The organism is Stenotrophomonas sp. CCNWLW162 (genome assembly GCF_037203745.1).
GTDB lineage: Bacteria > Pseudomonadota > Gammaproteobacteria > Xanthomonadales > Xanthomonadaceae > Stenotrophomonas > Stenotrophomonas maltophilia_AQ.
In genome coordinates this window covers 721,138-745,711 of record NZ_JBBCBL010000003.1, presented here as the reverse complement: position 1 = coordinate 745,711, position 24,574 = coordinate 721,138, and the positions used below count along the sequence as shown (strand labels likewise).

Below are 24,574 nucleotides of genomic sequence, written 5' to 3'. Positions count from 1 at the left end.
AACTCGGAAGTGAAACGTAGCTGCGCCGATGGTAGTGTGGCCTAAGCCATGCGAGAGTAGGTCATCGCCAGGGTTTACACCCAAAACCCCGCTGCTCACGCAGCGGGGTTTTTCTTTGTGCGCAGGAAATGCGGGTAGTGCCGGCCTCTGGCCGGCAACCCGATGGCGTTACATCACCCGGTAGATCCACGACATGCGTGGATGCCCTCCGCGAGGAATCACGGCGCCAACCAAGGTTGGCAGCTACCTAGGGCAGGCGAACCCACAGTAGATCCACGCAATGCGTGGATGGATTGTTCCCGCAAAGAGCGGCGCCAACCAAGGTTGGCATCTACCACCGCGCTGCAATCGCACGCACAAAAAATGCGGTGCCCTTGCGGGCGCCGCCTTGGATTGCTTCAGTACTGAGTCGAGCAGGCTCGACGCTACTTCGCCGCAGCCGGTGCCTTGTCCTTCATCATTGCATCGCGGGCCGCCTTGAACGGGTTGCCTGCATACCAGTTCGGCCAGCGATCGCCGCCGGCCAGTTCCTTGCCGACGCCGTACATCAGCTGCAGGTCTTCGACAGTCCCGTCCAGCTTCCAGGTGGCCGCGTCGAACTCGTCCTTCGGGCCGTGGTAGCGATTGGCGCCGTAGTCCGCTGCGGCCTTGCGGCCGGCCTCCACGCCACCCTCGCGCAGGTCCTCGCCACCATCGGCGTACAGGGCCGGCACGCCGGCCTTGGCGAAGTTGAAGTGATCCGAGCGGAAGTAGAAGCCACTCTGCACCGAGGTCTCACCGTGCAGGGTACGGTCCTGGGCCGCGGCCAGCGGCTTGAGAATGTCTTCCAGCTCCGAGCTGCCGAAACCGGTGACAGTCACGTCCTTGGCACGGCCAGCCACCGACATCGCATCGATGTTGATCACGCCGGCGATCTTGTCCAGCGGGAAGGTGGGGTGCGTGACGTAGTACTTCGAACCCAGCAGGCCGGATTCTTCCAGGGTCACCGCCAGGAACACCACCGAACGCTCCGGCTTCGGATCCTGGTGGGCCATTGCTTCAGCCACCTCGAGGATGCCGGCCACGCCGGTCGCATTGTCGACTGCACCGTTGTAGATGTTGTCGCCGGTCTCGCCCTCGTGCTTGCCCAGGTGGTCCCAGTGCGCCATGTACAGCACGGCCTCGTCGGCACGCTTGCTGCCCGGCAGCACGCCCACCACATTGCGCGACTGCTTCTGCGCGATCTTGCTCTTCAGGTCGACCGCGGCGGTGGCCTTCAGCGGAACCGGCTTGAAGCCGCGCTTGCTGGCGTCCTTGTACGCCTGCGCCAGGTCCAGGCCGGCGCCGGCGAACAATGCCTTGGCGGCTTCCGCACTCAGCCAGCCCTGCACCGGGATGCGGGCTTCCGGGTCGTCCTTGGCCGGCAGGTCGTACTGCGGGCCCGCCCAGGAGTTCTTCACCACGTCCCAGCCATAGGAGGCGCCGGCGGTGTCGTGCACGATCAGCGCGGCGGCGGCGCCCTTGCGTGCGGCTTCCTCGAACTTGTAGGTCCAGCGGCCGTAGTAGGTCATGCGCTTGCCGTCGAACAGCTTCGCGTCATCGACGTGGAAGCCCGGATCGTTGACGAACATGACGACCGTCTTGCCCTTCCAGTCCTGGCCGGCGTAGTCGTTCCACTTCTGCTCCGGCGCATCGACGCCGTAGCCAACGAACACCAGGTCGCTGGCGTCGACCTTCACTTCGGCCTGGCCGGTACGGGTGCCCACCACCATGTCGGTACCGAACTTCAGTTCGGTGGTTTTGCCGCCCTGGGTGATCTTCAGCACGGTCGATTCGTTGGCCGTGGTCTCAGTCATCGGCACGTCCTGGAACCAGCTGTCGCCGTTGCCGGGCTGCAGGCCGATGCGCTGCATCTGGTCACGGATGTAGTTGACCGTCAGTTCTTCGCCCTTGCTACCCGGGGCGCGACCTTCGAACTCATCCGAGGCCAGGGTCTTGACCATCTCGGCGAAGTCCCCGGCGTTGATTTCCGGCGAGAACGAATGGGCTGCCGGCTTCGCAGCGGCAGTGTCAGTGGCCGGCGCGGGCGCCGGAGTATCTTCGCCTTTGCAGGCACTGAGCGCGGCCGCAGCGGCCAGGCACAGGAGGAGTTTGCGGGGCATCGTCGATTCCTGGAAAACAAAGGGCGGCCACACCTCGAGCGTGGCCGGTAACAGCGAGTATCACCGAACCGAATGGCCCGGTGCGCTCAATCCGCCGGAGCGGTTTCGGCGTCGAACGGGATCGGCTCGGCGCCGGTGACCGGCCCGATACGAGCGGTGCGATGCACGTACAGCACCACCTCGCGTTCGAACTGCAGTGGGCCGCTGACCACGGCGTTCGGGCCGATGATCACGCGTGGCTTGCGGCTGGCGGTGAGCGAGACGCTGAAGTTCGGCTTGCGCACATGCACGCCACCGTTCACCTGCGAACCGATGCCGACGGTGATATCGCCGTTGACGGTCTCCACGTCCTTGCCGACGCGGCTTTCGACCAGGCCGATGCCACCGTTCACGGTTTCGACGCCGCCTTCGATCTGGCTGCCGCGATCGCTGAAGATGCTGCCGTTAACCGTGCTGACGTCGCCACGGGCGATCACCTCGCGGCCCAGGCGCACGCCGCCGTTGACCGTCTCGATCTGGCCGGTGCGTGCGCGGTCGGCGACCTTCACCCCACCATTGACGGTGTCGATACTGCCGGTCTCGACGCCTTCGCCGACACGGATGCCGCCGTTGACGGTATCCAGTTTGCCGTAGCGCTGGCCGGCGTCGGCGCTGATGCTGCCGTTGACCTTGCTGATGTCTTCCTGGGCCGCAACCGGCCCGGTGGCCAGCAGCACGCCCAACAGCAGCGGAATGGAAAGAGTTTTCATGGGGACCTCGATGGATGTGCGGCTGGCAGGCCGCGTGCGGAGATGTCACCATTCCCCGGTACCCCCTGCAACTGCCTGAAGTCACTGGAAAGCCCTTGCGCGACAACGCCTTCCCATCACGCCGACATCACATCGCCGCCATCCGCGGCGGGCGCTGCCTGCTGCTGGGGCTGGCGTTGGCCCTTGCCCTGCCCTTGCCCGGTGCTGCGCAGACCACCCGCGAGACCGAGCGCAAGCTGCAGAAGCTGCGCACCGAACTGAAGGGCGTGGCGCAGGAGCGCCGGCAGATCGAAGGGCAGCGCGGCCAGGCATCACAGCAGCTGCGCGAGGCGGATGAGAAGGTGGCCCGCACCGGCCGTGCGCTTGCGCAGACAGAAACCGCGCTGCGCGAGCAGGGAAGGGCCCTGGCCGAGGCCGAACAACGCCGCAGCACGCTGCAGGCCAACCTCGCCCAGCAGCATCGCGAGCTGGCCGGCCTGCTGCGTGCGGCCTACCAGCTGGGCAACCACGCACCGTTGAAGCTGCTGCTGTCGCAGGACACGGTGGCCGATGCCAATCGCGCCCTGGCCTACCACCGCTACCTGCAGCGCGAGCGGGCAAAGCGCATCACCGCGCTGACTGCTGACCTGAAGGAGCTGGAGGCGCTGCAGGCGCAGATCGCTGAGCGCAAGCAGAAGCTGCAGGGCGCGCAGCAGAACCAGAAGCAGCAGGCAGCGGCGCTGGAAGTCGACCGCCGCGATCGCGCAAAGACTGTTGCCTCGCTGGACGAGCGCTTCAAGGACCAGCGCGAGAAAGAACAGGCGCTGGGCCAGGATGCCAAGGCGCTGGAAACGCTGCTGGCCAATCTGCGTGCGGCCGCCGCCCGTGCCGAGGCCGAGCGTCGCGCGGCTGCGCGCCGTGCGGCAGCGGAGAAGGCCGCCGCCGAACGTGCCGCACGCCAGGCGGCGGCACAGGGACGGCCGCCGCCGCCCACCAAGGTGCCGCCTGCCGTGGCCTCGGCGCCTGCGCCGAAGGTTGGAGGCCTGGGCTGGCCGTTGTCCGGCAATCTGCTGGCGCGCTATGGCGGCAAGTTGCCTGACGGCCGCACCAGCAGCGGTGTGCTGATCGGTGCACCGGCCGGCAGTACCGTTACTGCGGTGGCCGATGGCACCGTGGTGTTCTCCGACTGGATGACCGGCTACGGCATGATCCTGATCGTCGACCACGGCAACGGCTACATGAGCCTGTATGCCCACAACGACACCCTGCTGAAGGATGCCGGTGCCCGGGTCAGTCGTGGCGACGCGGTGGCCAAGGTCGGCAATTCCGGCGGCCAGGGCGTGACCGCGCTGTACTTCGAGCTGCGGCGTGGCGGGCAGCCGGTCAATCCGGACAGCTGGCTGCAGCGGCGCTGAATCCAGCGCTACCGCAGGCATGGCGGATTCAACGGGAATTTAGCTGTGCTTCGCGCATAATCGGCGCATGTGCCTTGGGCACGATGCCATCGTCGACAGGAGTGATCCATGCGCGCAGCCCGTACCGCCACCCTCTTGCTGGCTCTGTTGCCAGCGCTGTCCTGGGCGCAGCAGACCGCGCCCGCCCCGAGCCAGGAAACCAGCGGGCAGGCGGCGAACAGCGAGGAGGCGGTGACCTCGAAGGTGCCGCTGGAGGAGATCCGCCGTTTCGTGGCCGTGTACAACGCGGTGCGTGCTGCCTACGTCGACCCGGTCGATGACAAGAAGCTGATGCAGTCGGCGGTGCGCGGCCTGCTGCTCGACCTTGATCCGCACAGCACCTATTTCAACAAGGAAGACGCGCAGGCTTTCGACGAACAGGCCAGCGGCGCCTACGAAGGCATCGGCGTGGAGCTGCAGCAGCAGCCGGACAACGCCAGCATGAAGGTGATCGCGCCGATCGACGACACGCCGGCGGCCAAGGCCGGCATCCTCGCCGGTGACCTGATCATCGCCATCGACGGCAAGCCGATCAGCGCGATCGACGCCAGCGAGCCGCTGCGGGGCGCCGCCGGAAGCAAGGTGGTGCTGACCATCGTGCGCGAAGGCAAGCCTAAGCCGTTCGATGTCAGCCTCACCCGGCAGACCATCCGCGTGACCAGTGTGAAGAGCCGCATGCTCGAACCGGGTTACGCCTACATCCGCCTGAGCACCTTCCAGGCCGATACCGGTTCTGATTTCCAGAAGCACGTGCAGCAGCTGCAGAAGCAGTCCGGTGGTCAGCTCAAGGGTCTGGTGCTGGATCTGCGCAGCAACCCGGGTGGCCTGCTGACCGCCGCCGTGCAGGTGGCCGATGATCTGCTCGACAAGGGCAATATCGTCAGCACCCGTGGCCGCATCAGCATCAGCGATGCACGCTTCGATGCGACCCCTGGCGATCTGTTGAAGGGCGCACCGGTGGTGGTGCTGGTCGACGCTGGTTCGGCCAGCGCATCGGAAGTGCTGGCCGGCGCGCTGCGCGACAACAAGCGTGCGCGCGTGGTCGGCAGCCGCACCTTCGGCAAGGGCTCGGTGCAGACCGTGCTGCCGCTGGACAACGGTGATTCGGTGAAGCTGACTACCGCGCGTTACTACACGCCCAGCGGCAAGTCGATCCAGGCCACCGGTATCGTGCCGGAGGTCGAGCTGAAGCCTGCGGCGCGCCCGGAAGACGAGGCGCTGCCGGCCAGCCTGAGCGACTACAGCGAAGCGACCCTGCCGGGCCACCTGCGCGGCGACGACGAAGGCACCGAGGGCTACCACGCCGGTGCGGTACTGCCGGGTGATGGCCCGATCAACGATGCGCTGGCCGAGCTGAAGAATCCCGGTTCGGTGGCTGCACGGTTGAAGGCCGAAGCGGCGAAGGCCGCTGCGGCCAAGGCTGCGAAAACGGCGGCCGCGAAGCCGGAGGCCACGCCGGATGCAAAGGCCGAGCCGAAGCCGGAGGCCACGCCGGATGCGAAGGCCGAGCCGAAGGCGGAGAGCAAGCCGGAAGCAAAGCCCGCTCCGGCCCCGGTCAAGCCCTGACGGTAGTGCCGGGCCATGCCCGGCGACGAAACCCGCAGTCGAGCACGCTTGACGCTACGAACGAGCGGGTGAGCGTGGAGCTGGCCAGCGGCCGGCACCACCGGACCGGTCAGAACCCGTGGCGCTTGCGCAGCTTGCGGGCGATCGCGGCGCGCACGTAGACCCCGTACACCAGACCGAACATGAAGCCACCGATGTGCGCCCACCAGGCGACCATGCCGAAGCTCGGGCCGATGTGGGCGAACACCACCTGCAGTGCGGCCCAGACGCCGATCAGCAGGTAGGCCGGGGCGCGCACGAACTCCAGGAACAGGCCGAGCGGGATCACCACGCCCAGCCGCGCGCCCGGGAACAGCGCCAGGTAGGCGCCGATCAAGGCCGAGACCGCGCCGCTGGCGCCGATGATGATCTGGTCCGGGCTGCCCATGGTGTAGATCGCCACCAGGTTGGAGACCGCACCGCCGACCAGGAACAGCAGCAGCAACCGCCACGGGCCCAGCACCCGTTCGGCGGGCAGGCCGAAGATCAACAGGAACACCAGGTTGCCCAGCAGGTGTGACCAGTCTGCGTGCAGGAACAGGGCCGTGAACAGCCGCAGCACGCTGCCGTCCTGCAGGGTCGCCCACCAGTCCAGCGGATGGGTCAGGCCGGTGGACAGGGCGCCCCAGTCCAGCCAGAGGCTGCCCCGGGCGTCGTCCGGACGCGAGATCGACCACAGGAACGCCAGCCACAGTGCCGCAAACAGCACGGGCGTGGCCCAGCGCAGGGCCGCCTTCTTGCGCGACGGGAGGGAGACGAACATGGGCAATAGCCTAGCGTGCGGGCGCCTGCGGCGGGATTTGTCCTGTTCAGCTTTTGAGACGAAAAAAGCGCCTGCGCTGTTATTGTTTCATTAACAGCTCTGGGTAATACTCGCATACGGCGTCGTATGTCGGGAGGGGAATCCGGCGCGCTCCGAAGGGCCCCAGGGCCTGCCGGGCGCAGGCGCACTCAGAGCACCATCACCGCTTACCGGAGAGAGAACTACGATGCAAACCGCTTCCACCATTGCCCGACTGACCCTGCTGGCCGTCGGCGTTGCCGGTGCGCTGGCCGCCGCCGATGCCAACGCTGCCGCCTTCCAGCTGAAGGAAAACAGCGCCAAGGGCCTCGGCCGCGCGTTCGCCGGTTCCGGCAGCGCCGAGGGCGACGCCTCCATCATCGCCGTCAACCCGGCCGGCATGCGCCAGCTGGAAGGCACGATGGTCCAGGGCGACCTGAGCGCCATCAGCTTCAAGGCCGAGTTCAAGGGCCAGGGCCGCAATGCGGCAGGCCGCCCGCAGACCGGTGGTGACGGCGGCGACGCCGGCATGATCGCTCCGGTTCCGGCTGCGTACTTCCACATGCCGGTCGGCGAGAAGGCCCACTTCGGTGTGTCGCTGACCGCACCGTTCGGCTTCAAGACCGAATACGACAACGGTTGGGTCGGTCGCTACAGCGGCCTGAAGACCGACCTGAAGGCCATCGACCTCGGCTTCGCCGCATCGTATGACGTCAACCCGTACGTGTCCTTCGGCGCGTCGGTGTTCGTCGAGCACCTGACCATCGAGCTGAGCAACGCCGTCGACTACGGCAGCATCCTGGCCGGCGCCGGTGCTCCGGGCTTCGCCCCGGGCAGTTCGGATGGCACCCTGAAGATCGAGGGTGACAACAATGCCGTGGGCTGGACCGTTGGTGGCCTGTTCTCGATCGACGAGAACACCCACATCGGCCTGAGCTACCGTTCCAAGGTCGAGCACAAGATCACCGGTGGTGATGCGACCTTCAGCGGCGCCGACCGCGCCCGTTCCCTGCTGACCAACTCGCCGCGTACTCGCGGTTGGTTCATGGACACCAGCGGCAAGGCCACGGTGACCATGCCGGCCTCGGCCACCCTGAGCGTGACCCACAAGGTCAACGACCGCTGGACCGTGATGGGCGACGTGACCCGTACCGCCTGGTCGACCGCGTTTGACAGCGTGACCGTTGACTACGCTTCGCCGCAGCCCGATTCGGTTCTGGAGTTCGGCTACCGCGACACCACCTTCGTGTCGCTGGGCGCCGACTACAAGCTGAGCGACACCGTCACCCTGCGCGGTGGTGTTGCACTGGACCAGACCCCGACCACCGACGCCCACCGCGACGTCCGCGTGCCGGATACCAGCCGCAAGTGGCTGTCGCTGGGCGTGGGCTGGACCCCATCGCAGAACACCGAGTGGAACATTGGTTATACCCACCTGTTCACCAGCGATCCGAACGTGAACGTGCCGGCGACCACCGCCAACCAGGGCAACTCGCTGTCGGGCAAGTACAAGGTCCGTGGCGACGTGCTGGCAGCTTCGTTCCAGTACAAGTTCTGATTAGGGCTTCCGCCTGATGCAGTACACGGAGGGCCCCGCGCAAGCGGGGCCTTCTTCTTTTGTGGCCTCGGGTCATCCACGCGTGGCGTGGGTCTACTGAAGAGCACCGCCATCCACGGCGTGGATCCACGACAATAGCGCCATGAACCTGTCCGACCCGAACTTCCAGCTGGAGCTGGCTGCCAACATCGCCGTCGCCGGCTCGATCCTGCTGGCCGGCCGCAACAACGTGCACACCTGGTGGCTGGGCATCGTCGGCTGTGCGCTGTTTGCCGCGGTGTTCGAGCGCTCGCATCTGTATGCCGACATGGTGCTGCAGTTCTTCTTCATCGCCATCAGCGTGCTGGGCTGGTGGCAGTGGCTGCGCGGCGACCATGGTGCGCCGCTGCCGATCACCTCGCTGCGACCACGTGCATGGGCCTGGCTGGCGCCGCTGGCGGTGGTGGCGACCTTCGGCTACGGCTGGATGCTGACCCGCCTGACCAACGCCTACGCGCCGTACATCGATTCGGCGGTGCTGGTGCTGAGCGTGATCGCGCAGATCCTGATGATGCGGCGCAAACTGGAATCGTGGTGGGTGTGGCTGCTGGTGAACACCGTTGCGGTGCCGCTGTACTACAGCCGTGGCCTGCACCTGACCTCGATCCTGTACGTGGGCTTCTGGATCAACGCGCTGGTGGCATTGCGCCACTGGCGCAATCTGATGCGGGTGTAGCGCCGAGCCCATGCTCGGCTGCACCGTGCAAGCTGAGCATTGGCTCGGCGCTACAGGAAACAAGGCACAAAAAACCCCGCTTTCGCGGGGTTTTTCGTTTACCGCATGACGCCTGGAATCAGTCGCCCAGGGTCAGCAGCGAGGCGTTGCCGCCGGCGGCGGTGGTGTTCACCGTCACCGTCTTTTCGGTGGCGAAGCGCAGCAGGTAGTGCGGGCCGCCGGCCTTGGGGCCGGTGCCGGACAGGCCCTGGCCGCCGAACGGCTGCACGCCGACCACCGCACCGATCTGGTTGCGGTTGACGTAGACGTTGCCGACGTGGACGCCGTTGCTGATGCGGTCGACGGTTTCGTCGATGCGCGAATGCACGCCCAGGGTCAGGCCATAGCCGGTGGCGTTGATCTGGTCGATCACCGCGTCGAGCTGGTCGCCCTTCCAGCGGATCACGTGCAGGACCGGCCCGAAGATTTCCTTCTGCAGCTGGCCCAGGTCCTTCAGTTCGTACGCACGCGGTGCGAAGAAGGTGCCGTTGGCCGCTTCGGCGGACAGTTCAGCCGCAGCGATCAGGCGCGCTTCGCGGTCCATGCGCAAGGCGTGGTCCTGCAGGATCTTCAGTGCATCGGCGTCGATCACCGGGCCGACGTCGGTGGACAGCAGGCCGGGGTTGCCGACCTTCAGTTCCTTCATCGCACCGGCCAGCATGGTCATCACCTTGTCGGCGATGTCGTCCTGCACGAACAGCACGCGCGCGGCCGAGCAGCGCTGGCCGGCCGAGGTGAAGGCCGAACCGATGGCGTCCTTGACCAGCTGTTCCGGCAGTGCCGAGGAGTCGGCGATGAAGGCGTTCTGGCCGCCGGTCTCGGCGATCAGCACGCCGATGGCGGCATCGCGTGCAGCCATCGCGCGGTTGATCGCACGGGCGGTGTCGGTAGAGCCGGTGAAGGCCACGCCGGCCACGCGCGGGTCGGCGGTCAGCGCAGCACCGACGGTGGCGCCATCGCCCGGCAGGTACTGCACCACGTCAGCCGGCACGCCGGCATCGTGCAGCAGCTTCACTGCGTAGTAGCCGATCAGGTTGGTCTGCTCGGCCGGCTTGGCGATCACGCTGTTGCCGGCGGCCAGTGCGGCAGCCACCTGGCCCAGGAAGATCGCCAGCGGGAAGTTCCACGGGCTGATGCAGACGAACACGCCGCGGCCATGCAGCTGCAGTTCGTTGGATTCGCCGGTCGGGCTGGGCAGCTTCTCGGCGTGACTGAACTGCTCGCGTGCCTGCTTGGCGTAGTAGCGCAGGAAGTCCACGGCTTCGCGTACTTCGGCGATGCCGTCGGGCAGGCTCTTGCCGGCTTCCTTCACGCACAGCGCCATGAATTCGGGCATGCGCGCTTCCAGCTGGTCGGCGGCGTGCTCGAGGATGGCGGCGCGGCTCGCGGCCGGGGTGCGGTTCCAGGCCGGCTGTGCGGCCACGGCATTGGCCAGCGCCTTCTGCACGGTGGCGGCATCGGCGGCCTGCCACTGGCCGACCACTTCACGGGTGTCGGCCGGGTTGGTCACCGGCAGCGAGGCACCGGTCGGGTTGGCACCCGGCACCAGCGGTGCGGCCTGCCAGGGCTTCACTGCAGCGTTGAGCTGCTCGGCCAGGGCGCGCAGTTCGTTGTCGTTGGCGAGGTTGGCGCCCATGGAGTTCTTCCTGTCGTGGTTCTGGCTGCGCAGCAGGTCAACCGGCAGCGGGATCTTGGGGTGCGGAATCGATTCGAACGAGGACACCATCTCGACCGGATCGCGGATCAGGTCGGCGATCGGCACGCGCTCGTCGGTGATGCGGTTGACGAAGCTGGAGTTGGCGCCGTTTTCCAGCAGGCGGCGCACCAGGTACGGCAGCAGGTCTTCATGCGAACCAACCGGCGCGTACACGCGGCACGGCAGGTTCAAGCGGTCGGCCGGCACCACTTCGGCGTACAGGTCGTCGCCCATGCCGTGCAGCTTCTGGTGCTCGTAGACGCCGCCATTGGCGATGCTGCGCACCGCCGCGATGGTGTGCGCGTTGTGCGTGGCGAACATCGGGTAGATCGCGTCGGCATGGGTAAACAGACGCTTGGCACACGCCAGGTAGGACACGTCGGTATTCTGCTTGCGGGTGAACACCGGGTAGCCGGCATAGCCTTCGATCTGCGCGCGCTTGATCTCGGCGTCCCAGTAGGCACCCTTGACCAGGCGCACCTGCAGGCGACGACCGGCGCGGCGCGCCATGTCGGCCAGGTGGTCGATCGTGTACGGCGTACGCTTCTGGTAAGCCTGCACGACCACGCCGAAGCCATCCCAGCCGGCCAGCGAGGCATCGCCGAACACCTGCTCGATGATGTCCAGCGACAGTTCCAGGCGATCGGACTCTTCGGCGTCGACGGTGCAGCCGATGCCGTAGCTCTTGGCCAGCTGTGCCAGTTCCAGCACGCCTGGTACCAGGTCCTTCAGCACGCGCGCGCGCTTGGCGTGCTCGTAGCGCGGGTACAGCGCCGACAGCTTGATGGAGATGCCCGGGGCGTTGTTGACGTCGCCGTCCGGGCGGCCACCGCGGGCCTTGTGGTCACCACCGATGGCGTGGATCGCACGACGGTAGTCCTCCAGGTAGCGCAGCGCGTCCTTCATGGTCAGCGCGCCTTCGCCCAGCATGTCGAAGGAGTAGCGGTAGCTGGCGTTGTCGCCCTTGTGCGAGCGCGACAGTGCTTCGCTGATGGTGCGGCCCATGACGAACTGGTGGCCCATGATCTTCATCGCCTGGCGCACGGCCAGGCGCACCACCGGTTCACCCACGCGGCCGACCAGGCGCTTGAACGCGCTGGGCGCATCAGCGCGGGTGGCATCGTTCATCTGCACCAGCTTGCCAGTCAGCATCAGGCCCCAGGTGGAGGCGTTGACCAGCACCGAGTCGCTGCCGCCCAGGTGCTTTTCCCAGTCGGCATCGGCCAGCTTGTCGCGGATCAGCTTGTCGGCGGTGTCCTGGTCCGGAATGCGCAGCAGCGCTTCGGCCACGCACATCAGCAGCACGCCTTCCTCGCTGCCCAGGTCGTACTGGCGCATGAAGGCTTCGATCGCCCCCTGGTCCTTGGCGCGCACGCGCACCCGGCCGACCAGATCGGCGGCCAGCGCCTGCACCTTGGCCTGTTCCTCGGCGGGCAGGCGGGCCTGCGCCAGCAGTTCGCGCACGTGGCTGGCCTCGTCCTTCAACCAGCCATCGGTGATGGCCTGGCGGAACGGGTTGGGGGACGCCGGCAGTTCCGGCGACAGCAGCGCGCCGGGACGCGGAGCGTCGCTGGCGGCAGGGGAGGAGAAGGGTGCGTTCATGCCGGTCCGGCCAATGGAAAACTTGGCGATTTTAATCATTTTTGCGCCTTGGGGAAGTGCCCCGCAGCCACCTTCGTGAAGGGCTGATAGCCCCTAACGGTGGTGGGTTCAGCCTGTTCAGAAAGTCCTGAAGAATTTGTGCCGAATTCGTCATTCGCGTTGCCGGGGTCATGCTGTGTTGCAGCATCGGAAAAAGTGTGAATGCACCCTTGCTACTGGCGAGAGGGCGGGGCTACCATCGAGACGTTTCCCGCGGCAGGAACGCGGTTGCGACATGATCGAGGTGCTTACAGCTCCAGATGGATCAGGTACGCAGCTGCGACTGCGTCCCCCACGGGCGCTCGATGCCCGGCAGTTCGTCCTGTTGTTTGCTGTGTTGTCGGGAGCGATGTGGCTGGTGTCCGCCCTCGGGTGGTTGGCCGGCAATGCATTCGCCCCCCTGTTCGCGCTGCTGTACAGCCTGCTGTTGGCAGTCGCGTTGCGCGCGTTGTGGCGCAGCGGTGAACGGCAGGAGGAGATCCGGGTAGTGCCAGCGTGCGTGGAGGTCATCCCCGTACTTGGTGGATCGCCGGTGTTCCGGGCCCATCCCCACTGGGTGCGCCTGCTCACCGACGACGAGAAGGTCCGGCTGGCATCCAGCGGCCGGCAGGTGGAGGTGGGGAGTTTCCTCGCGCCGGCCGAACGTCAAACGCTTGTTGAAACGCTTGAAGATTTGCTCGCCGCCAGCGATGGCGGCAACCGACGACGCTAAGGGTCTAGGCAATGAAGCAAAGCAGAGGGTGGGGCACGAAGTGCGTTGCAATGGTCGCCACGATGGCGGCCCTGCTGTCGATGCCGGGGACGGCACTGGCCCAGGCGGCCGATCCAAAGCCGTGGCAGCTGAACATGGGCAAGGGGGTGACCCAGACCTCACGCCTGGCCTGGGAATCGAACAATCTCTCGCTGATCGTCTGTACGGTGATCGGCGTGATCGTGTTCGGCGCCATGGCCTACGCCATGTTCAAGTTCCGCAAGTCGAAAGGCGCGGTGGCGGCCACCTTCAGCCACAACACCAAGGCCGAAATCATCTGGACAGTGATCCCGGTGATCATCCTGGTGGTGATGGCGTGGCCGGCCACGGCCAACCTGATCAAGATGTACGACACCCGCGATGCCGAGATGACCGTAAAGGTCACCGGTTACCAGTGGATGTGGAAGTACGAATACCTCGGTGAGAACGTCACCTTCACCAGCCGCCTGGACCGTGAATCCGATCGCATGCGGCAGAGCGGCAAGGTGCCGACCCGCGAGAGCCATCCGCATTACCTGCTGGACGTGGACAACCGGCTGGTGTTGCCGGTTGATACCAAGGTGCGCTTCGTCATCACCTCCGACGACGTGATCCACGCCTGGTGGGTACCGGCGCTGGGCTGGAAGCAGGACGCCATCCCCGGTTTCATCAATGAAGCCTGGACCAGCATCGAGCAGCCCGGTGTCTACCGCGGCCAGTGCGCGGAGCTGTGCGGCAAGGACCATGGCTTCATGCCGATCGTGGTCGAGGCGGTGTCCAAGGAAGAATTCAAGCAGTGGCTGGCGCAGCGCAAACCCGCGCCTGCACCGGCAGCGCCTGCCGCGCCCGCCGAACCCACCGCACCTGCCAGTGAAACGCCGGCACAGCCAGCGGCACCGGCATCCGCCGAGGCCGGCAACGCGCCTGCGGCGGCGGCCAGCGGAGCCTGATGTAACTGCCCGCGGCCGTATCGCGGCTGCGGCGACAACCGATCCTGAGAGGTGTTTTGCAATGGCGCACTCGGCAGTTGGGCACGACGATCACCATCACCCGCAGAGCTTCTTCGAGCGTTGGTTCTTCTCGACCAACCACAAGGACATCGGCACGCTGTACCTGGGTTTCAGCTTCATCATGTTCGTCATCGGCGCGTTCATGAGCGTGCTGATCCGGCTGGAACTGGCCCAGCCCGGCATCCAGTACATCCGTCCGGAAATCTTCAACCAGCTGACCACCGTACACGCGCTGGTGATGATCTTCGGCGGGGTGATGCCGGCCTTCGTCGGCCTGGCCAACTGGATGATCCCATTGCAGATCGGCGCGCCGGACATGGCGCTGCCGCGCATGAACAACTGGTCGTTCTGGCTGCTGCCGGTGGCCTTCAGCCTGCTGCTGCTGACCTTCCTGCTGCCCGGTGGCGCGCCGGCCGGTGGCTGGACGCTGTACCCGCCGCTGTCGCTGCAGGGCGGCTACAACGTCGCGTTCACCGTGTTCGCCATCCACGTGGCCGGCATCAGTTCGATCATGGGCGCGATCAACATCATCGCCACGGTGCTGAACATGCGCGCGCCCGGCATCGACCTGCTGAAGATGCCGATCTTCTGCTGGGCCTGGCTGATTACCGCGTTTCTGCTGATCGCAGTGATGCCGGTGCTGGCCGGTGCGGTGACGATGCTGCTCACCGACAAGTTCTTCGGCACCAGCTTCTTCAATGCGGCCGGTGGTGGTGACCCGGTGATGTTCCAGCACATCTTCTGGTTCTTCGGCCATCCCGAGGTCTACATCATGATCCTGCCCGCCTTCGGCGTGGTCAGCGAGATCATCCCGACCTTCAGCCGCAAGCCGCTGTTCGGCTACCAGGCGATGGTCTACGCCACTGCGGCGATCGCGTTCCTGTCGTTCATCGTCTGGGCCCACCACATGTTCACCGTGGGCATGCCGCTGGGCGGCGAGATCTACTTCATGTTCGCCACCATGCTGATCTCGATCCCGACCGGCGTGAAGGTGTTCAACTGGGTGAGCACGATGTGGCGTGGCTCGCTGACGTTCGAGGCGCCGATGTTGTGGTCGGTGGCCTTCGTGATCCTGTTCACCATCGGTGGATTCTCCGGCCTGATGCTGGCCATCGTGGCGGCTGACTTCCAGTACCACGACACCTACTTCGTGGTCGCCCACTTCCACTACGTGCTGGTGACCGGCGCGGTGTTCGCGCTGATCGCGGCGGTGTACTACTGGTGGCCGAAGTGGACTGGGCGCATGTACAGCGAGAAGTGGGCCAAGGTGCACTTCTGGTGGTCGATCGTGTTCGTCAACCTGCTGTTCTTCCCGCAGCATTTCCTGGGCCTGGCCGGCATGCCGCGCCGCATCCCCGATTACTCGGTGGCGTTCGCCGACTGGAACCTGATCAGCTCGATCGGTGCGTTCGGCATGTTCGCCACGCCGTTCATGATGGCTGCGATCCTGCTGTCCTCGCTGCGCAATGGCGAGAAGGCCGAGGCCCGCTCCTGGGAAGGTGCGCGCGGCCTGGAATGGACGCTGCCGTCGCCGGCACCGGCGCATACCTTCACCACGCCGCCAACGATCCGCCCGGGCGACCTGGCGCACGACGATATCGGTCATTGAGGTGATGCATGCATAACGAGAGCCCGATCACCCCGGCCAGAGCCGAGCCACGCTTGGCCGCAAGCGCATCGCCAGGCCAGCGGCCGGGCACCGCGCCGCTTTATGCGGAGCAGCGCCAGCGCGCCAAGCGCACCGCGTTGTGGGTGGGCGCGATCGCCATGCTGGTGTACGTCGGCTTCATCCTCAGCGGCGTGATCGGTCGATGAGCGAAACACCGGCCACCGCTCCGTCACGCAGCGCCGGCCTGCCGCGCCTGATCGGCGTTGCGGTGGTGGTGTTCCTGCTGACGTTCTCGCTGGTACCGCTGTATCGCATCGCCTGCGAGAAGGTATTCGGCGTGCGCCTGGAACGTGGCCCGGGCAGCGAAGCCAGTACCGGTGCTGCCACCGGCAAGCGCACCGTGCGGGTGGAATTCGATGGTGGCGTCAATTCGCGGCTGCCGTGGTCGTTCCATCCCGAGCAGCTGACCATGGATGTGGTGCCTGGCGAGCTCAACGAAGCGCTGTACTTCGCCCGCAACGACAGCCAGCAGTCCGTGGTCGGCAGCGCGGTGCCGTCGGTGGCGCCGGCACGCGCGTCCGGGTTCTTCAGCAAGACCGAGTGCTTCTGCTTCACTGCGCAGACCCTGCAGGCCGGCGAGAAGCGTGACATGCCGGTGCGCTTCATCGTCGATCCGGACCTGCCGCCGGAAATCCGCACGATCACCTTGTCCTACACCTTCTACCGCAACGATGCGTTGTCCGATCGGCTGGCGCCCGCCGCCACGTCGGAAGGCGCCCACGCTGCTCCCTGACCCGGATACCGACCATGGCCCAGACACCTACCGACGCCAACGTGTACTTCGTCCCGGCCCAGAGCAAGTGGCCGTTCGTCGGTTCCATCGCGATGATGGTGACCATGGTCGGCGTGGCCAGTTGGCTCAATGACGCCAGCTGGGGCCGCTGGACCTTCTACATCGGCGTGGCGATGTTGGTGCTGACCCTGTTCTGGTGGTTCAGCGACGTGGTGCGCGAATCGCAGGCCGGCAACTACAACCATCAGGTCGATGGGTCATTCCGGATGGGGATGATCTGGTTCATCTTCTCCGAAGTGATGTTCTTCGGTGCGTTCTTCGGCGCGCTGTTCTACACCCGCAACCTGGGCCTGTCGTGGCTCAGTGGCGAAGGCCGCGGGGTGATGACCAACGAACTGCTCTGGCAGGGCTACTCGGCGGGTTGGCCCACCAATGGCCCGGCGGCGATCGGTGGCACATTCCAGACCATTCCGGCCTGGGGCCTGCCACTGATCAATACGCTGATCCTGCTGACCTCCGGCGTGACCCTGACCATCGCCCATCACGCGCTGAAGGCCGGTAACCGCCGCCAGCTGCTGATCTGGCTGGGCCTGACCGTGGTGCTCGGCCTCGGCTTCCTGACCCTGCAGGCGGAGGAGTACATCCACGCCTACAAGGAACTGAACCTGACGCTCGGTTCGGGCATCTACGGTTCGACGTTCTTCATGTTGACCGGCTTCCATGGCGCGCACGTGCTGCTGGGCACGATCATGCTGATCGTGATGTGGCTGCGTTCGGCGAAGGGGCACTTCACCCGCGACAACCATTTCGGTTTCGAAGCCGCCGCGTGGTACTGGCACTTCGTCGACGTGGTGTGGCTGATGCTCTTCATGTTCGTCTACGTGCTTTGACCGAGCACGTATCGGTGGCCTCAGCCGCCGATGCCGTGCGGTTTGATCCAGCCCATGTAGATGCTCACGATCACCAGTACGATCAAGGCCACCGACACCCCGATGCGGCGTGTCAGTGCGTTGACCGTGCGCTTGGTCTGGCCGCGGTCGACCAGCAGGTAATACAGGCCGGCGCCCAGATTCCAGACGATGACGATCAGAAACGCGATTACCAGCAGGGTCTTCAGCGAATCACTCATGCGCGGCTCGAGGGCAGGGTGGATGCGCCTATCTGACCGCGTTTGCGCGGACTTGTCATGATGCGCCAGCACACGCGCGCGATCGGATGGCTGTTGGCGGTGCTGGCGATGGCCGGTTTCAGCGCATTGGGGCTGTGGCAACTGCAGCGCATGCATGCCAAACAGGCAATGTTGGATGCGCAGGGTCCAGCTGTGGCACAGGCGTTGCCGCTGTCGCAGGCACTCGCGGCCCCCGGCGCGTTGCACGGTGTGGCCGACCATGGCCGCTTCCTGCCCGGCGTGGTGCTGCTGGACAACCAGACCCGGCATGGCCGCGCCGGGGTGAAGATCTATCGCCCGTTCCGCAGTGACCAAGGCAGCGTGCTGCTGGTCGATCTGGGGTGGCGCGCGCTGCCGCCGGATCGCACGCTGCCGGATGTGCCGGCACCCCCTTCGCCAGTGGCCGTGCGCGGGCTGTTGGCGCCGCCGCCGTCAGCGGGACTGGCACTGGGGCCCGCGTTCTCCGCTACCGATGAGGCCGGGCGTTGGCTGGTCAGCCGCTTGCCCGCCAAGGGTCTCGCGCAGGCGCTTGGCCTGCCGGCATTGCCCGACCGCGTCCTGCGGCTGGATCCGGCGCTGCCCTTCGGCGACGAACGCGATATGGACCTGCTGCCGAACACGCTGCCGCCGCAGCGCCACCTGGGCTACGCCGTGCAGTGGTTCGGGCTGGCCCTCACCGTGCTGGTGGTTGCGCTGGTGCTGGAGCGGCGCAGGAGACGGCCCGTTGCCCGGTAGTGCCGGCCGCTGGCCGGCATCCCTTTCCCAACCATGAGAAAATGACCCGCATGAACACTGCTACGTCCCCGCAGGCGCGCGGCTCCGGCCGCCGGACCCTGGTGCTGCTGTTTGCCGTGTTCTTCGGGGCGATGGCGCTGGCCGCCGTGCTGCGCTTCACCGGCTGGCAGCCGACCGGGCACCGCAATGCCGGCCAACTGCTGAAGCCGCCGGTCGACCTGCGGCAGCAGGCTCCGGCCCTGGCCAATGGCCAACCCTACCCCTGGAACCCCGAGGCGCGTACCTGGCGTCTGCTGGTGGCGCCGGCCGGGGCCTGCGATGCGCAGTGCGTCACTTTGTCGCAGGGACTGGGCAAGGTGTGGCAGCTGTTCGGCCATAACGCCGATAATGTCGAGATTCTGTGGCTGGGAATGCCACCGGCGTCGATCGCCTCGCTGCCCGCGTTGCGGCCGCTGGCTCCGTCGCCAGCCCTGCGCGCGGCGTTGCCGGGCGTCGATGATCCGGCGGGCCTGCCGGTCTACGTGATCGATCCGAACGGCTTCGTGATCATGCGTCATGCCCCGGGCAGCGACCTCGGTGGCCTGCGCAAGGACATGGCCACGTTGCTGAAACTGAAGTGAGTCCTGTTTGATGAGCCTTTCCGCGCGTCCGGCGCTGCACCGCAATTTCCACCGCCTGGCGTGGTTCGCCATGATCATGACTGCGAGCACGATCATGTTCGGTGCGTTCGTGCGCCTGTCCGATGCCGGCCTGAGCTGCCCGGACTGGCCGACCTGCTATGGCCAGGCCACCTGGCCGCAACACGTGGAAGAGACCATTGGCCACCCGGCGGCGGAGATCCGTCCGCTGGAAACACACAAGGCCTGGCGTGAGCAGGTGCACCGCTTCCTGGCTGGCGCGCTCGGCATCGAGATCCTGACCCTGGCCCTGCTGGCCACGCGCAAGCGGCGTTTCGGAAGCACGGCGGTGGTGACCGCCTGCGTGCTGGTGGCCGCGGGCATACCGCTGTACATGATGGGCTGGCATTGGACGGCCAGCGCCCTGGCGCTGATCGGCGAGGCGATCCTGCTGATCGCCGCGCTGCGCTGGAGCAACATCGACCTGGCGCGTGCTGCGTTGCTGACGCTGGCAGTGGTGATCTTCCAGGCCCTGCTGGGCATGTGGACGGTGACCCTGCTGCTCAAGCCGATCGTGGTGATGGGTCATCTGCTGGGCGGCATGCTGATGTTCGGCCTGCTGGTGTGGATGGCCTGGCGTGCCACGCACATGCCGATCACCCTGGCTGAGGCGCCGAAGCTGAAGTGGCTGCTGCGCATTGGCGTGGCGGTGCTGGTCACCCAGATCGCGCTGGGTGGCTGGGTCAGCGCCAACTACGCGGCGCTGGCGTGTGGCGGCGGCAGCGCCTCGCTGGACAACTTCCCGCGCTGCGCCAACCAGTGGTGGCCGCAGCACAACTTCGCCGAGGGCTTCACCCTGTGGCGCGGTATCGGTGTGGACTACGAAGGCGGCGTGCTGGATGGCGCTTCGCGTATCGCCATCCAGATGGCGCACCGCATGTTCGCGGTGGTGGTGGCCGTCTACCTGCTGTGGCTGGGCGTGCGCCTGTTCCGGGTGCCGAGCATGCGTGGCTGGGCCAGCGCGCTGATCGCGCTGCTGGTGCTGCAGGTCACCCTCGGCATCCTCAATGTAAAGCTGGCGCTGCCGCTGGAAGTGGCGGTGGCCCACAACGGCGTGGCCGTTGCCCTGTTGTTCGTGCTGGTCAGCCTGCTGGCCCGCCTGCGTGCTCCGGACTGATTCCATGTTTTCCAATTACCGCCAGTACTGGGACCTGACCAAGCCCAAGGTCGTCGCCCTCATTGTTTTCACTGCCCTGGTCGGCATGGTCCTGGCCATCCCCGGCGTGCCCAGCTGGGAGCAGGTGCGCGCCGGCGTGCTCGGCTTCCTAGGCATCTGGCTGGCGGCGTCGGCTGCGGCCGCGATCAACCAGCTGCTGGATGCGCACATCGATGCGCAGATGGCACGTACCTCGTGGCGGCCGCTGGTGGTGGGCAAGGTCAAGCCGTGGCAGGTGCTGGTGTTCGCCAGCGTGCTGATCGTGCTGTCGATGGTGATCCTGGTGCTGTGGGTGAACCTGATCACCGCGGTGCTGACCTTCGCCTCGCTGATTGGTTACGCGGTGATCTACACCGTATACCTCAAGCGCGCGACCTCGCAGAACATCGTCATCGGCGGTCTGGCCGGCGCGATGCCACCGATGCTGGGCTGGGCCGCGGTGACCGGCATGCAGGGCTCGTCGGACTGGGCGTACTCATCGCTGCTGGTGCTGATCATCTTCATCTGGACCCCGCCGCATTTCTGGGCGCTGGCGATCTTCCGCCGCGAGGATTACGCCAAGGCGGAAATTCCGATGCTGCCGGTGACCCACGGCGTGGTGCACACCCGCAAACAGATCATGGCGTATTCGGTGGTGCTGGCACTGGTCTGCCTGCTGCCGTACCTGGTGGGCATGAGCGGCGCGTTCTACCTGGGCGGCGCGATCGTGCTCAACGCCGTGTTCCTCTGGTACGCCTGGCGCATGCTGGACCCGCCGGACGAGCTGTTCTCGATGAAGATGTTCTATTACTCCATCGTCTACCTGATGGCGCTGTTCGCCTTCCTGCTGGTGGATCACTGGATCCTGCCCTGGTTGTAGCGGGTGGATCCGCCGAGCATGGTCCGGCGCTACCTGTGGATTCGAGCAATCCTCGACTCAGGGTCAGATCCCCGAAGGGGCTCTGACCCCGTATGCACCCAGCCGAGCATCGGCTCGGTTCTACAGTAGATCCACGCCACGCGTGGATGTTTCTTCCGCAGCAACCCGCGCGTCGGGTCAGGGCTTGCGCCGCGCATACCGCTGCGCGATCACGCCGCAGACGATCAGCTGGATCTGGTGGTAGATCATCACCGGCAGCACGATGGCGCCGAGGCTGCCACCCGCAAACAACACCTTGGCGATCGGCACACCCGTGGCCAGGCTCTTCTTCGAGCCGCAGAACACGATGGCGATTTCATCTTCGCGGTTGAAGTGCAGGCGGCGGGCGATGAAGGTGATCAGCGGCATGGCGATGCCGAGCAGCACCGCGGCGACGACGGCCACGGCCAGCAGCGACAGCAGCGGCGTCTTGCTCCACAGGCCCTCGGTGACGGCTTCGCCGAAGGCCGAGTACACCACCAGCAGGATGGTGGCCTGGTCGGTGTAGCGCAGCAGCGCGCGCTGCCTTTCCACCCAGCCGGCGATCCACGGCCGCAGCAGATGGCCGGCCACGAACGGCACCAGCAGCTGCAGCATGATGCCGCCGATCGCATGCAGTGGGTCATGCACGCCGCCGGAGGTACCGGCCAGCGCGGTCAGCAGCAGCGGCGTCAGGAACACGCCAAGGATGCTCGACAGCGAGGCGCTGCACACCGCGGCAGGCACGTTGCCGCGTGCCATCGAGGTGAACGCGATGGACGACTGTACGGTGGAGGGCAGGGTGCACAGGAACAGCACACCCAGATACAGCTCCGGGGTCAGCAGCCAGCCCGACAGCGGCTTGAACAGCAGGCCCAGCAGCGGGAACAGGATGAACGTGCAGGCCAGGATGGTCAGGTGCAGCCGCCAGTGCAGCATGCCGCCGATGATCGACTCGCGCGGCAGGCGCGCGCCATGCAGGAAGAACAGCGCGGCGATGGCGACGGTGGTGACATCGTCGAGGACGATGGCGGCGGCGCCCTTCATCGGCAGCAGCGAGGCCAGGCCGACGGTGCACAGCAGGGCGAGGGTGAAGTTGTCCGGTCGCAGGCGCGACCACCAGCGGGTCATGGTGGGCAGGGTCCTTGGTGCGGAGGGTTCAGGGCGAGGTGACCGGTGTGGCCAGGCGCTGGCGGGTAGCGGCTTCCAGCGACTTCAGGCCGGCGCGCTGGCCGAGCTGCAGTGCCTGTTCTGGGCTGGCGTGTTCGTAGCGTGCGTTGACCAGGGCGAGCACGGCGCCGGCGCGGTTGCCGGAGGCGCAGTGCAGCAGCACCGGTCCCTGGCTCTGCTGCAGGGCCCGGTGCACGGCGCGCACGTTGACTGCATCGAGGCCGTCGGCGCCGGCCACCGGAATGCGTACATAGCGCAGGCCCAGTGATTCGGCCACGCGCGTTTCATCGAAGCCGCGGTCTTCGCCGGGCTGGCGCAGGTCGATCACGGTGCGCACGCCCTGCGCGGCCAAGGCCTGCAGCTGTGCGGCGCTGGGTTGGCCACCTGCATACAGGCCGGGGCGAACTTCGTTGAGGGGCGCGTCTTCAGCCCAGGCCACCAGCGGCAGGCAGAGCGACAACAACAGCAGGCAGGTCAGGCGCAGCAGCATGGTCCTCTCCGTGAAAACGTTCTGCCGCTACAGGCGCAGTCCGGCGCGGGCCTTCAGCAGCTCGCGCAGTTCGTACTTGTCAGTATCGTCCAGGCCCTGCTGGCGCTGCTTTGCCAACAACTCTTCCAGACGTTGCACCAGCAGCTGTTTCTCCAGCTGGGCGACGGCATCGTGCAGTTCCTGGGTCCACATCGCGTCGTCGCCGGGCATCGTCTGCGCGGCCAGTGTGTGCAGTGATGCCTGCTCCTCACGCCCGTCGAAGTGCTCCAGCAGGGCGCCGGTGCTGATGTCCGGTCGCTGCTCGACCAGCCCCAGCAGCTCCAGCAGCAGCTCCACGCCGGGCAGGCGCAGGCCCTGGAAGTGGTGCTTGCCGCCCAGCGTCAGCGCCAGCGAGGGCTGCTGCAGCAGCACGGCGATCGCGCCGCGCACCAGGCTGCGCTTGGCCACCGGCTGGATCGTTCGCGAGGGCTGGCGCTGCGGCAACGGCGCGCGCGCGGCCTGGGCGTTGCCGCCGAGCCCGGTCAGCTGCGCCAGCTGCTGCTTCATCAGGTCGCCGAACGCACCGTCGGGAATCTGCGCCAGCATCGGCTTGGCACGCTCGGCCAGGCGCGCCTTGCCATCGAGCGTGCCCAGGTTGACCTCGCGGGTGAGCTCGTCGAAGAAGAACTGCGACAGCGGCGTGGCCTGCTTCAGGCGTTCGTTGAACGCCTCGGCGCCTTCCTTGCGCACGATGGTGTCCGGGTCCTCGCCATCGGGCAGGAACAGGAAGAAGGCCTGGCGGCCATCCTTCATGCGCGGCAGCACCGACTCCAGCGCCTTCCAGCCGGCGCGGCGGCCGGCGGCGTCGCCGTCGAAGCAGAAGAACACGTCCGGCGCGTTGCGGAACAGCAGTTCGGCATGGTCCGGCGTGGTTGCAGTACCCAGTGTTGCCACCGCCTGGGTGACCCCGAACTGGAACAGCGAGACCACGTCCATGTAGCCCTCGACCACGATCAGCCGCTCGATCTTCTGGTTGGCCTGGCGCACCTGCCACAGGCCGTACAGTTCGCGGCCCTTGTGGAACAGCGCGGTCTCGGGCGAGTTGAGGTACTTGGGGCCGTCGTCCTTCTCGAACACGCGGCCGCCGAAGGCGATCACCCGGCCGCGGCGGTCGAAGATCGGGAACATCACCCGGTCGCGGAACTTGTCGTAGACGTGGCCGCGGTCGTTCTTGGAGAACAGGCCGGCGCGGTCGAGCAGCTTCATGCGCCGCTCGTCCTTGCCCAGCGCATCGCGCAGGCCGCTGTAGCCATCCGGCGCATAGCCGATCTGGAAGCGGGCGCGGTTCTCTTCGTCCACGCCACGGCCATCCAGGTAGCTGCGTGCCTTTTCGCTGCCCTGCAGGTTGCTCTGGAAGAACTTCGTGGCCGCCTCAAGCGCCGAATACAGCTCGCGACTGTCGTCCTGCTGCTGGGGGCTGCGCGGGTTCTCGCTGCGGGGCACTTCCATGCCGGCGCGCTTGGCCAGTTCATCCACCGCGTCGAGGAATTCGAGGCGGTCGTAGTTCATCAGGAAGCTGATCGCGGTGCCGTGCGCGCCGCAACCGAAGCAGTGATAGAACTGCTTGGTGGGCGAGACCGTGAACGACGCCGAGCGCTCGTCATGGAATGGGCAGCGCGCTGCGTATTCCTTGCCCTGTCGCTTCAACGGCACGCGGCTGCCCACCACCTCGACGATGTCGGAGCGGGCGAGCAGGTCGTCGATGAAAGCGTCGGGGATACGGGCCATGGGCAACAGAACGGGGCGCGGCCGCCAGGGCGCG

The 24,574-nt window shown here is 66.5% G+C and carries 22 protein-coding genes; 14 read left to right on the top strand and 8 right to left on the bottom strand.

Going from position 1 to position 24,574, the window contains the following annotated elements; translation table 11 throughout:
- Nucleotides 1–425: 425 nt before the first annotated feature.
- Complete coding sequence (locus V9K93_RS12155; protein WP_337302624.1) at nt 426–2,141, bottom strand: M28 family metallopeptidase; 1,716 nt, start codon at nt 2,139–2,141, stop codon at nt 426–428.
- A gap of 86 nt (nt 2,142–2,227) precedes the next feature.
- Nucleotides 2,228–2,890 carry a DUF4097 family beta strand repeat-containing protein gene (locus tag V9K93_RS12150; protein WP_046983905.1) on the bottom strand — a complete coding sequence of 221 codons (663 nt, stop codon included), beginning with the start codon at nt 2,888–2,890 and terminating at the stop codon, nt 2,228–2,230.
- 95 nt (nt 2,891–2,985) lie between these two features.
- Between V9K93_RS12150 and V9K93_RS12145 the strand changes: the two genes are divergently transcribed.
- Entirely contained in the window at nt 2,986–4,284 is a 1,299-nt protein-coding gene (locus tag V9K93_RS12145) for a murein hydrolase activator EnvC family protein (RefSeq protein ID WP_136639625.1), read from the top strand.
- Between the two features lie 108 nt (nt 4,285–4,392).
- Complete coding sequence (locus V9K93_RS12140; RefSeq protein WP_136639626.1) at nt 4,393–5,889, top strand: S41 family peptidase; 1,497 nt, start codon at nt 4,393–4,395, stop codon at nt 5,887–5,889.
- Nucleotides 5,890–5,998: 109 nt separating this feature from the next.
- Here the strand turns inward: V9K93_RS12140 and V9K93_RS12135 are convergent, their stop codons facing one another.
- Nucleotides 5,999–6,691 (bottom strand): rhomboid family intramembrane serine protease, encoded by a 693-nt coding sequence (locus tag V9K93_RS12135; protein WP_004138280.1) that lies wholly within the window; start codon nt 6,689–6,691, stop codon nt 5,999–6,001.
- Between the two features lie 226 nt (nt 6,692–6,917).
- Here V9K93_RS12135 and V9K93_RS12130 point away from each other — a divergent pair, with 226 nt between their 5' ends.
- Both V9K93_RS12130 and pnuC read left to right on the top strand, forming a co-directional pair.
- Nucleotides 6,918–8,267, top strand: coding sequence for an outer membrane protein transport protein (locus V9K93_RS12130; RefSeq protein WP_046983902.1), 1,350 nt, complete (start codon nt 6,918–6,920; stop codon nt 8,265–8,267).
- 142 nt (nt 8,268–8,409) lie between these two features.
- Nucleotides 8,410–8,982, top strand: a complete 573-nt coding sequence (gene pnuC, locus V9K93_RS12125) for a nicotinamide riboside transporter PnuC (RefSeq protein ID WP_019338979.1) — start codon at nt 8,410–8,412, stop codon at nt 8,980–8,982.
- Nucleotides 8,983–9,100: 118 nt separating this feature from the next.
- Here the strand turns inward: pnuC and putA are convergent, their stop codons facing one another.
- Nucleotides 9,101–12,319: a bifunctional proline dehydrogenase/L-glutamate gamma-semialdehyde dehydrogenase PutA gene (gene putA, locus V9K93_RS12120; RefSeq protein WP_337302623.1), complete on the bottom strand. Its 3,219-nt coding sequence runs from the start codon at nt 12,317–12,319 to the stop codon at nt 9,101–9,103.
- Nucleotides 12,320–12,593: 274 nt separating this feature from the next.
- Here putA and V9K93_RS12115 point away from each other — a divergent pair, with 274 nt between their 5' ends.
- The 6 genes from V9K93_RS12115 to V9K93_RS12090 all read left to right on the top strand — a co-directional run bounded on the left by V9K93_RS12115 (nt 12,594) and on the right by V9K93_RS12090 (nt 17,390).
- Complete coding sequence (locus V9K93_RS12115) at nt 12,594–13,070, top strand: DUF2244 domain-containing protein (protein ID WP_337302622.1); 477 nt, start codon at nt 12,594–12,596, stop codon at nt 13,068–13,070.
- Nucleotides 13,071–13,120: 50 nt separating this feature from the next.
- Nucleotides 13,121–14,038 (top strand): cytochrome c oxidase subunit II, encoded by a 918-nt coding sequence (gene coxB, locus V9K93_RS12110; RefSeq protein ID WP_337302621.1) that lies wholly within the window; start codon nt 13,121–13,123, stop codon nt 14,036–14,038.
- A 61-nt stretch (nt 14,039–14,099) separates the two neighbouring features.
- Nucleotides 14,100–15,707 (top strand): cytochrome c oxidase subunit I, encoded by a 1,608-nt coding sequence (gene ctaD, locus V9K93_RS12105; protein ID WP_025878294.1) that lies wholly within the window; start codon nt 14,100–14,102, stop codon nt 15,705–15,707.
- An 8-nt stretch (nt 15,708–15,715) separates the two neighbouring features.
- Entirely contained in the window at nt 15,716–15,913 is a 198-nt protein-coding gene (locus V9K93_RS12100) for a hypothetical protein (RefSeq protein WP_337302620.1), read from the top strand.
- A complete protein-coding gene (locus V9K93_RS12095; protein ID WP_337302619.1) occupies nt 15,910–16,500 on the top strand; it encodes a cytochrome c oxidase assembly protein in 591 nt (196 codons plus the stop codon). The genes V9K93_RS12100 and V9K93_RS12095 overlap by 4 nt, the downstream gene beginning before the upstream one ends.
- A gap of 14 nt (nt 16,501–16,514) precedes the next feature.
- Nucleotides 16,515–17,390, top strand: coding sequence for a cytochrome c oxidase subunit 3 (locus V9K93_RS12090; RefSeq protein WP_046983897.1), 876 nt, complete (start codon nt 16,515–16,517; stop codon nt 17,388–17,390).
- Between the two features lie 20 nt (nt 17,391–17,410).
- Here the strand turns inward: V9K93_RS12090 and V9K93_RS12085 are convergent, their stop codons facing one another.
- On the bottom strand, nt 17,411–17,629 hold the full coding sequence (locus V9K93_RS12085; protein ID WP_010484233.1) for a twin transmembrane helix small protein: 219 nt from the start codon (nt 17,627–17,629) through the stop codon (nt 17,411–17,413).
- A gap of 57 nt (nt 17,630–17,686) precedes the next feature.
- Between V9K93_RS12085 and V9K93_RS12080 the strand changes: the two genes are divergently transcribed.
- The 4 genes from V9K93_RS12080 to cyoE are packed head-to-tail and all read left to right on the top strand — an operon-like array spanning nt 17,687 to nt 21,095.
- Nucleotides 17,687–18,403, top strand: coding sequence for an SURF1 family protein (locus V9K93_RS12080; RefSeq protein ID WP_136639630.1), 717 nt, complete (start codon nt 17,687–17,689; stop codon nt 18,401–18,403).
- Nucleotides 18,404–18,453: 50 nt separating this feature from the next.
- Nucleotides 18,454–19,023 carry a hypothetical protein gene (locus V9K93_RS12075; RefSeq protein WP_489686268.1) on the top strand — a complete coding sequence of 190 codons (570 nt, stop codon included), beginning with the start codon at nt 18,454–18,456 and terminating at the stop codon, nt 19,021–19,023.
- Nucleotides 19,024–19,033: 10 nt separating this feature from the next.
- Nucleotides 19,034–20,197, top strand: a complete 1,164-nt coding sequence (locus V9K93_RS12070) for a COX15/CtaA family protein (RefSeq protein ID WP_088479121.1) — start codon at nt 19,034–19,036, stop codon at nt 20,195–20,197.
- Between the two features lie 4 nt (nt 20,198–20,201).
- Nucleotides 20,202–21,095, top strand: coding sequence for a heme o synthase (cyoE, locus tag V9K93_RS12065; protein WP_046983893.1), 894 nt, complete (start codon nt 20,202–20,204; stop codon nt 21,093–21,095).
- Between the two features lie 177 nt (nt 21,096–21,272).
- Here the strand turns inward: cyoE and V9K93_RS12060 are convergent, their stop codons facing one another.
- The 3 genes from V9K93_RS12060 to dnaG are packed head-to-tail and all read right to left on the bottom strand — an operon-like array spanning nt 21,273 to nt 24,540.
- Entirely contained in the window at nt 21,273–22,244 is a 972-nt protein-coding gene (locus V9K93_RS12060; protein ID WP_337302617.1) for a bile acid:sodium symporter family protein, read from the bottom strand.
- 28 nt (nt 22,245–22,272) lie between these two features.
- Complete coding sequence (locus tag V9K93_RS12055) at nt 22,273–22,773, bottom strand: protein tyrosine phosphatase family protein (RefSeq protein ID WP_136639632.1); 501 nt, start codon at nt 22,771–22,773, stop codon at nt 22,273–22,275.
- Nucleotides 22,774–22,800: 27 nt separating this feature from the next.
- Nucleotides 22,801–24,540 carry a DNA primase gene (dnaG, locus tag V9K93_RS12050; RefSeq protein ID WP_046983891.1) on the bottom strand — a complete coding sequence of 580 codons (1,740 nt, stop codon included), beginning with the start codon at nt 24,538–24,540 and terminating at the stop codon, nt 22,801–22,803.
- Between the last annotated feature and the right edge of the window lie 34 nt (nt 24,541–24,574).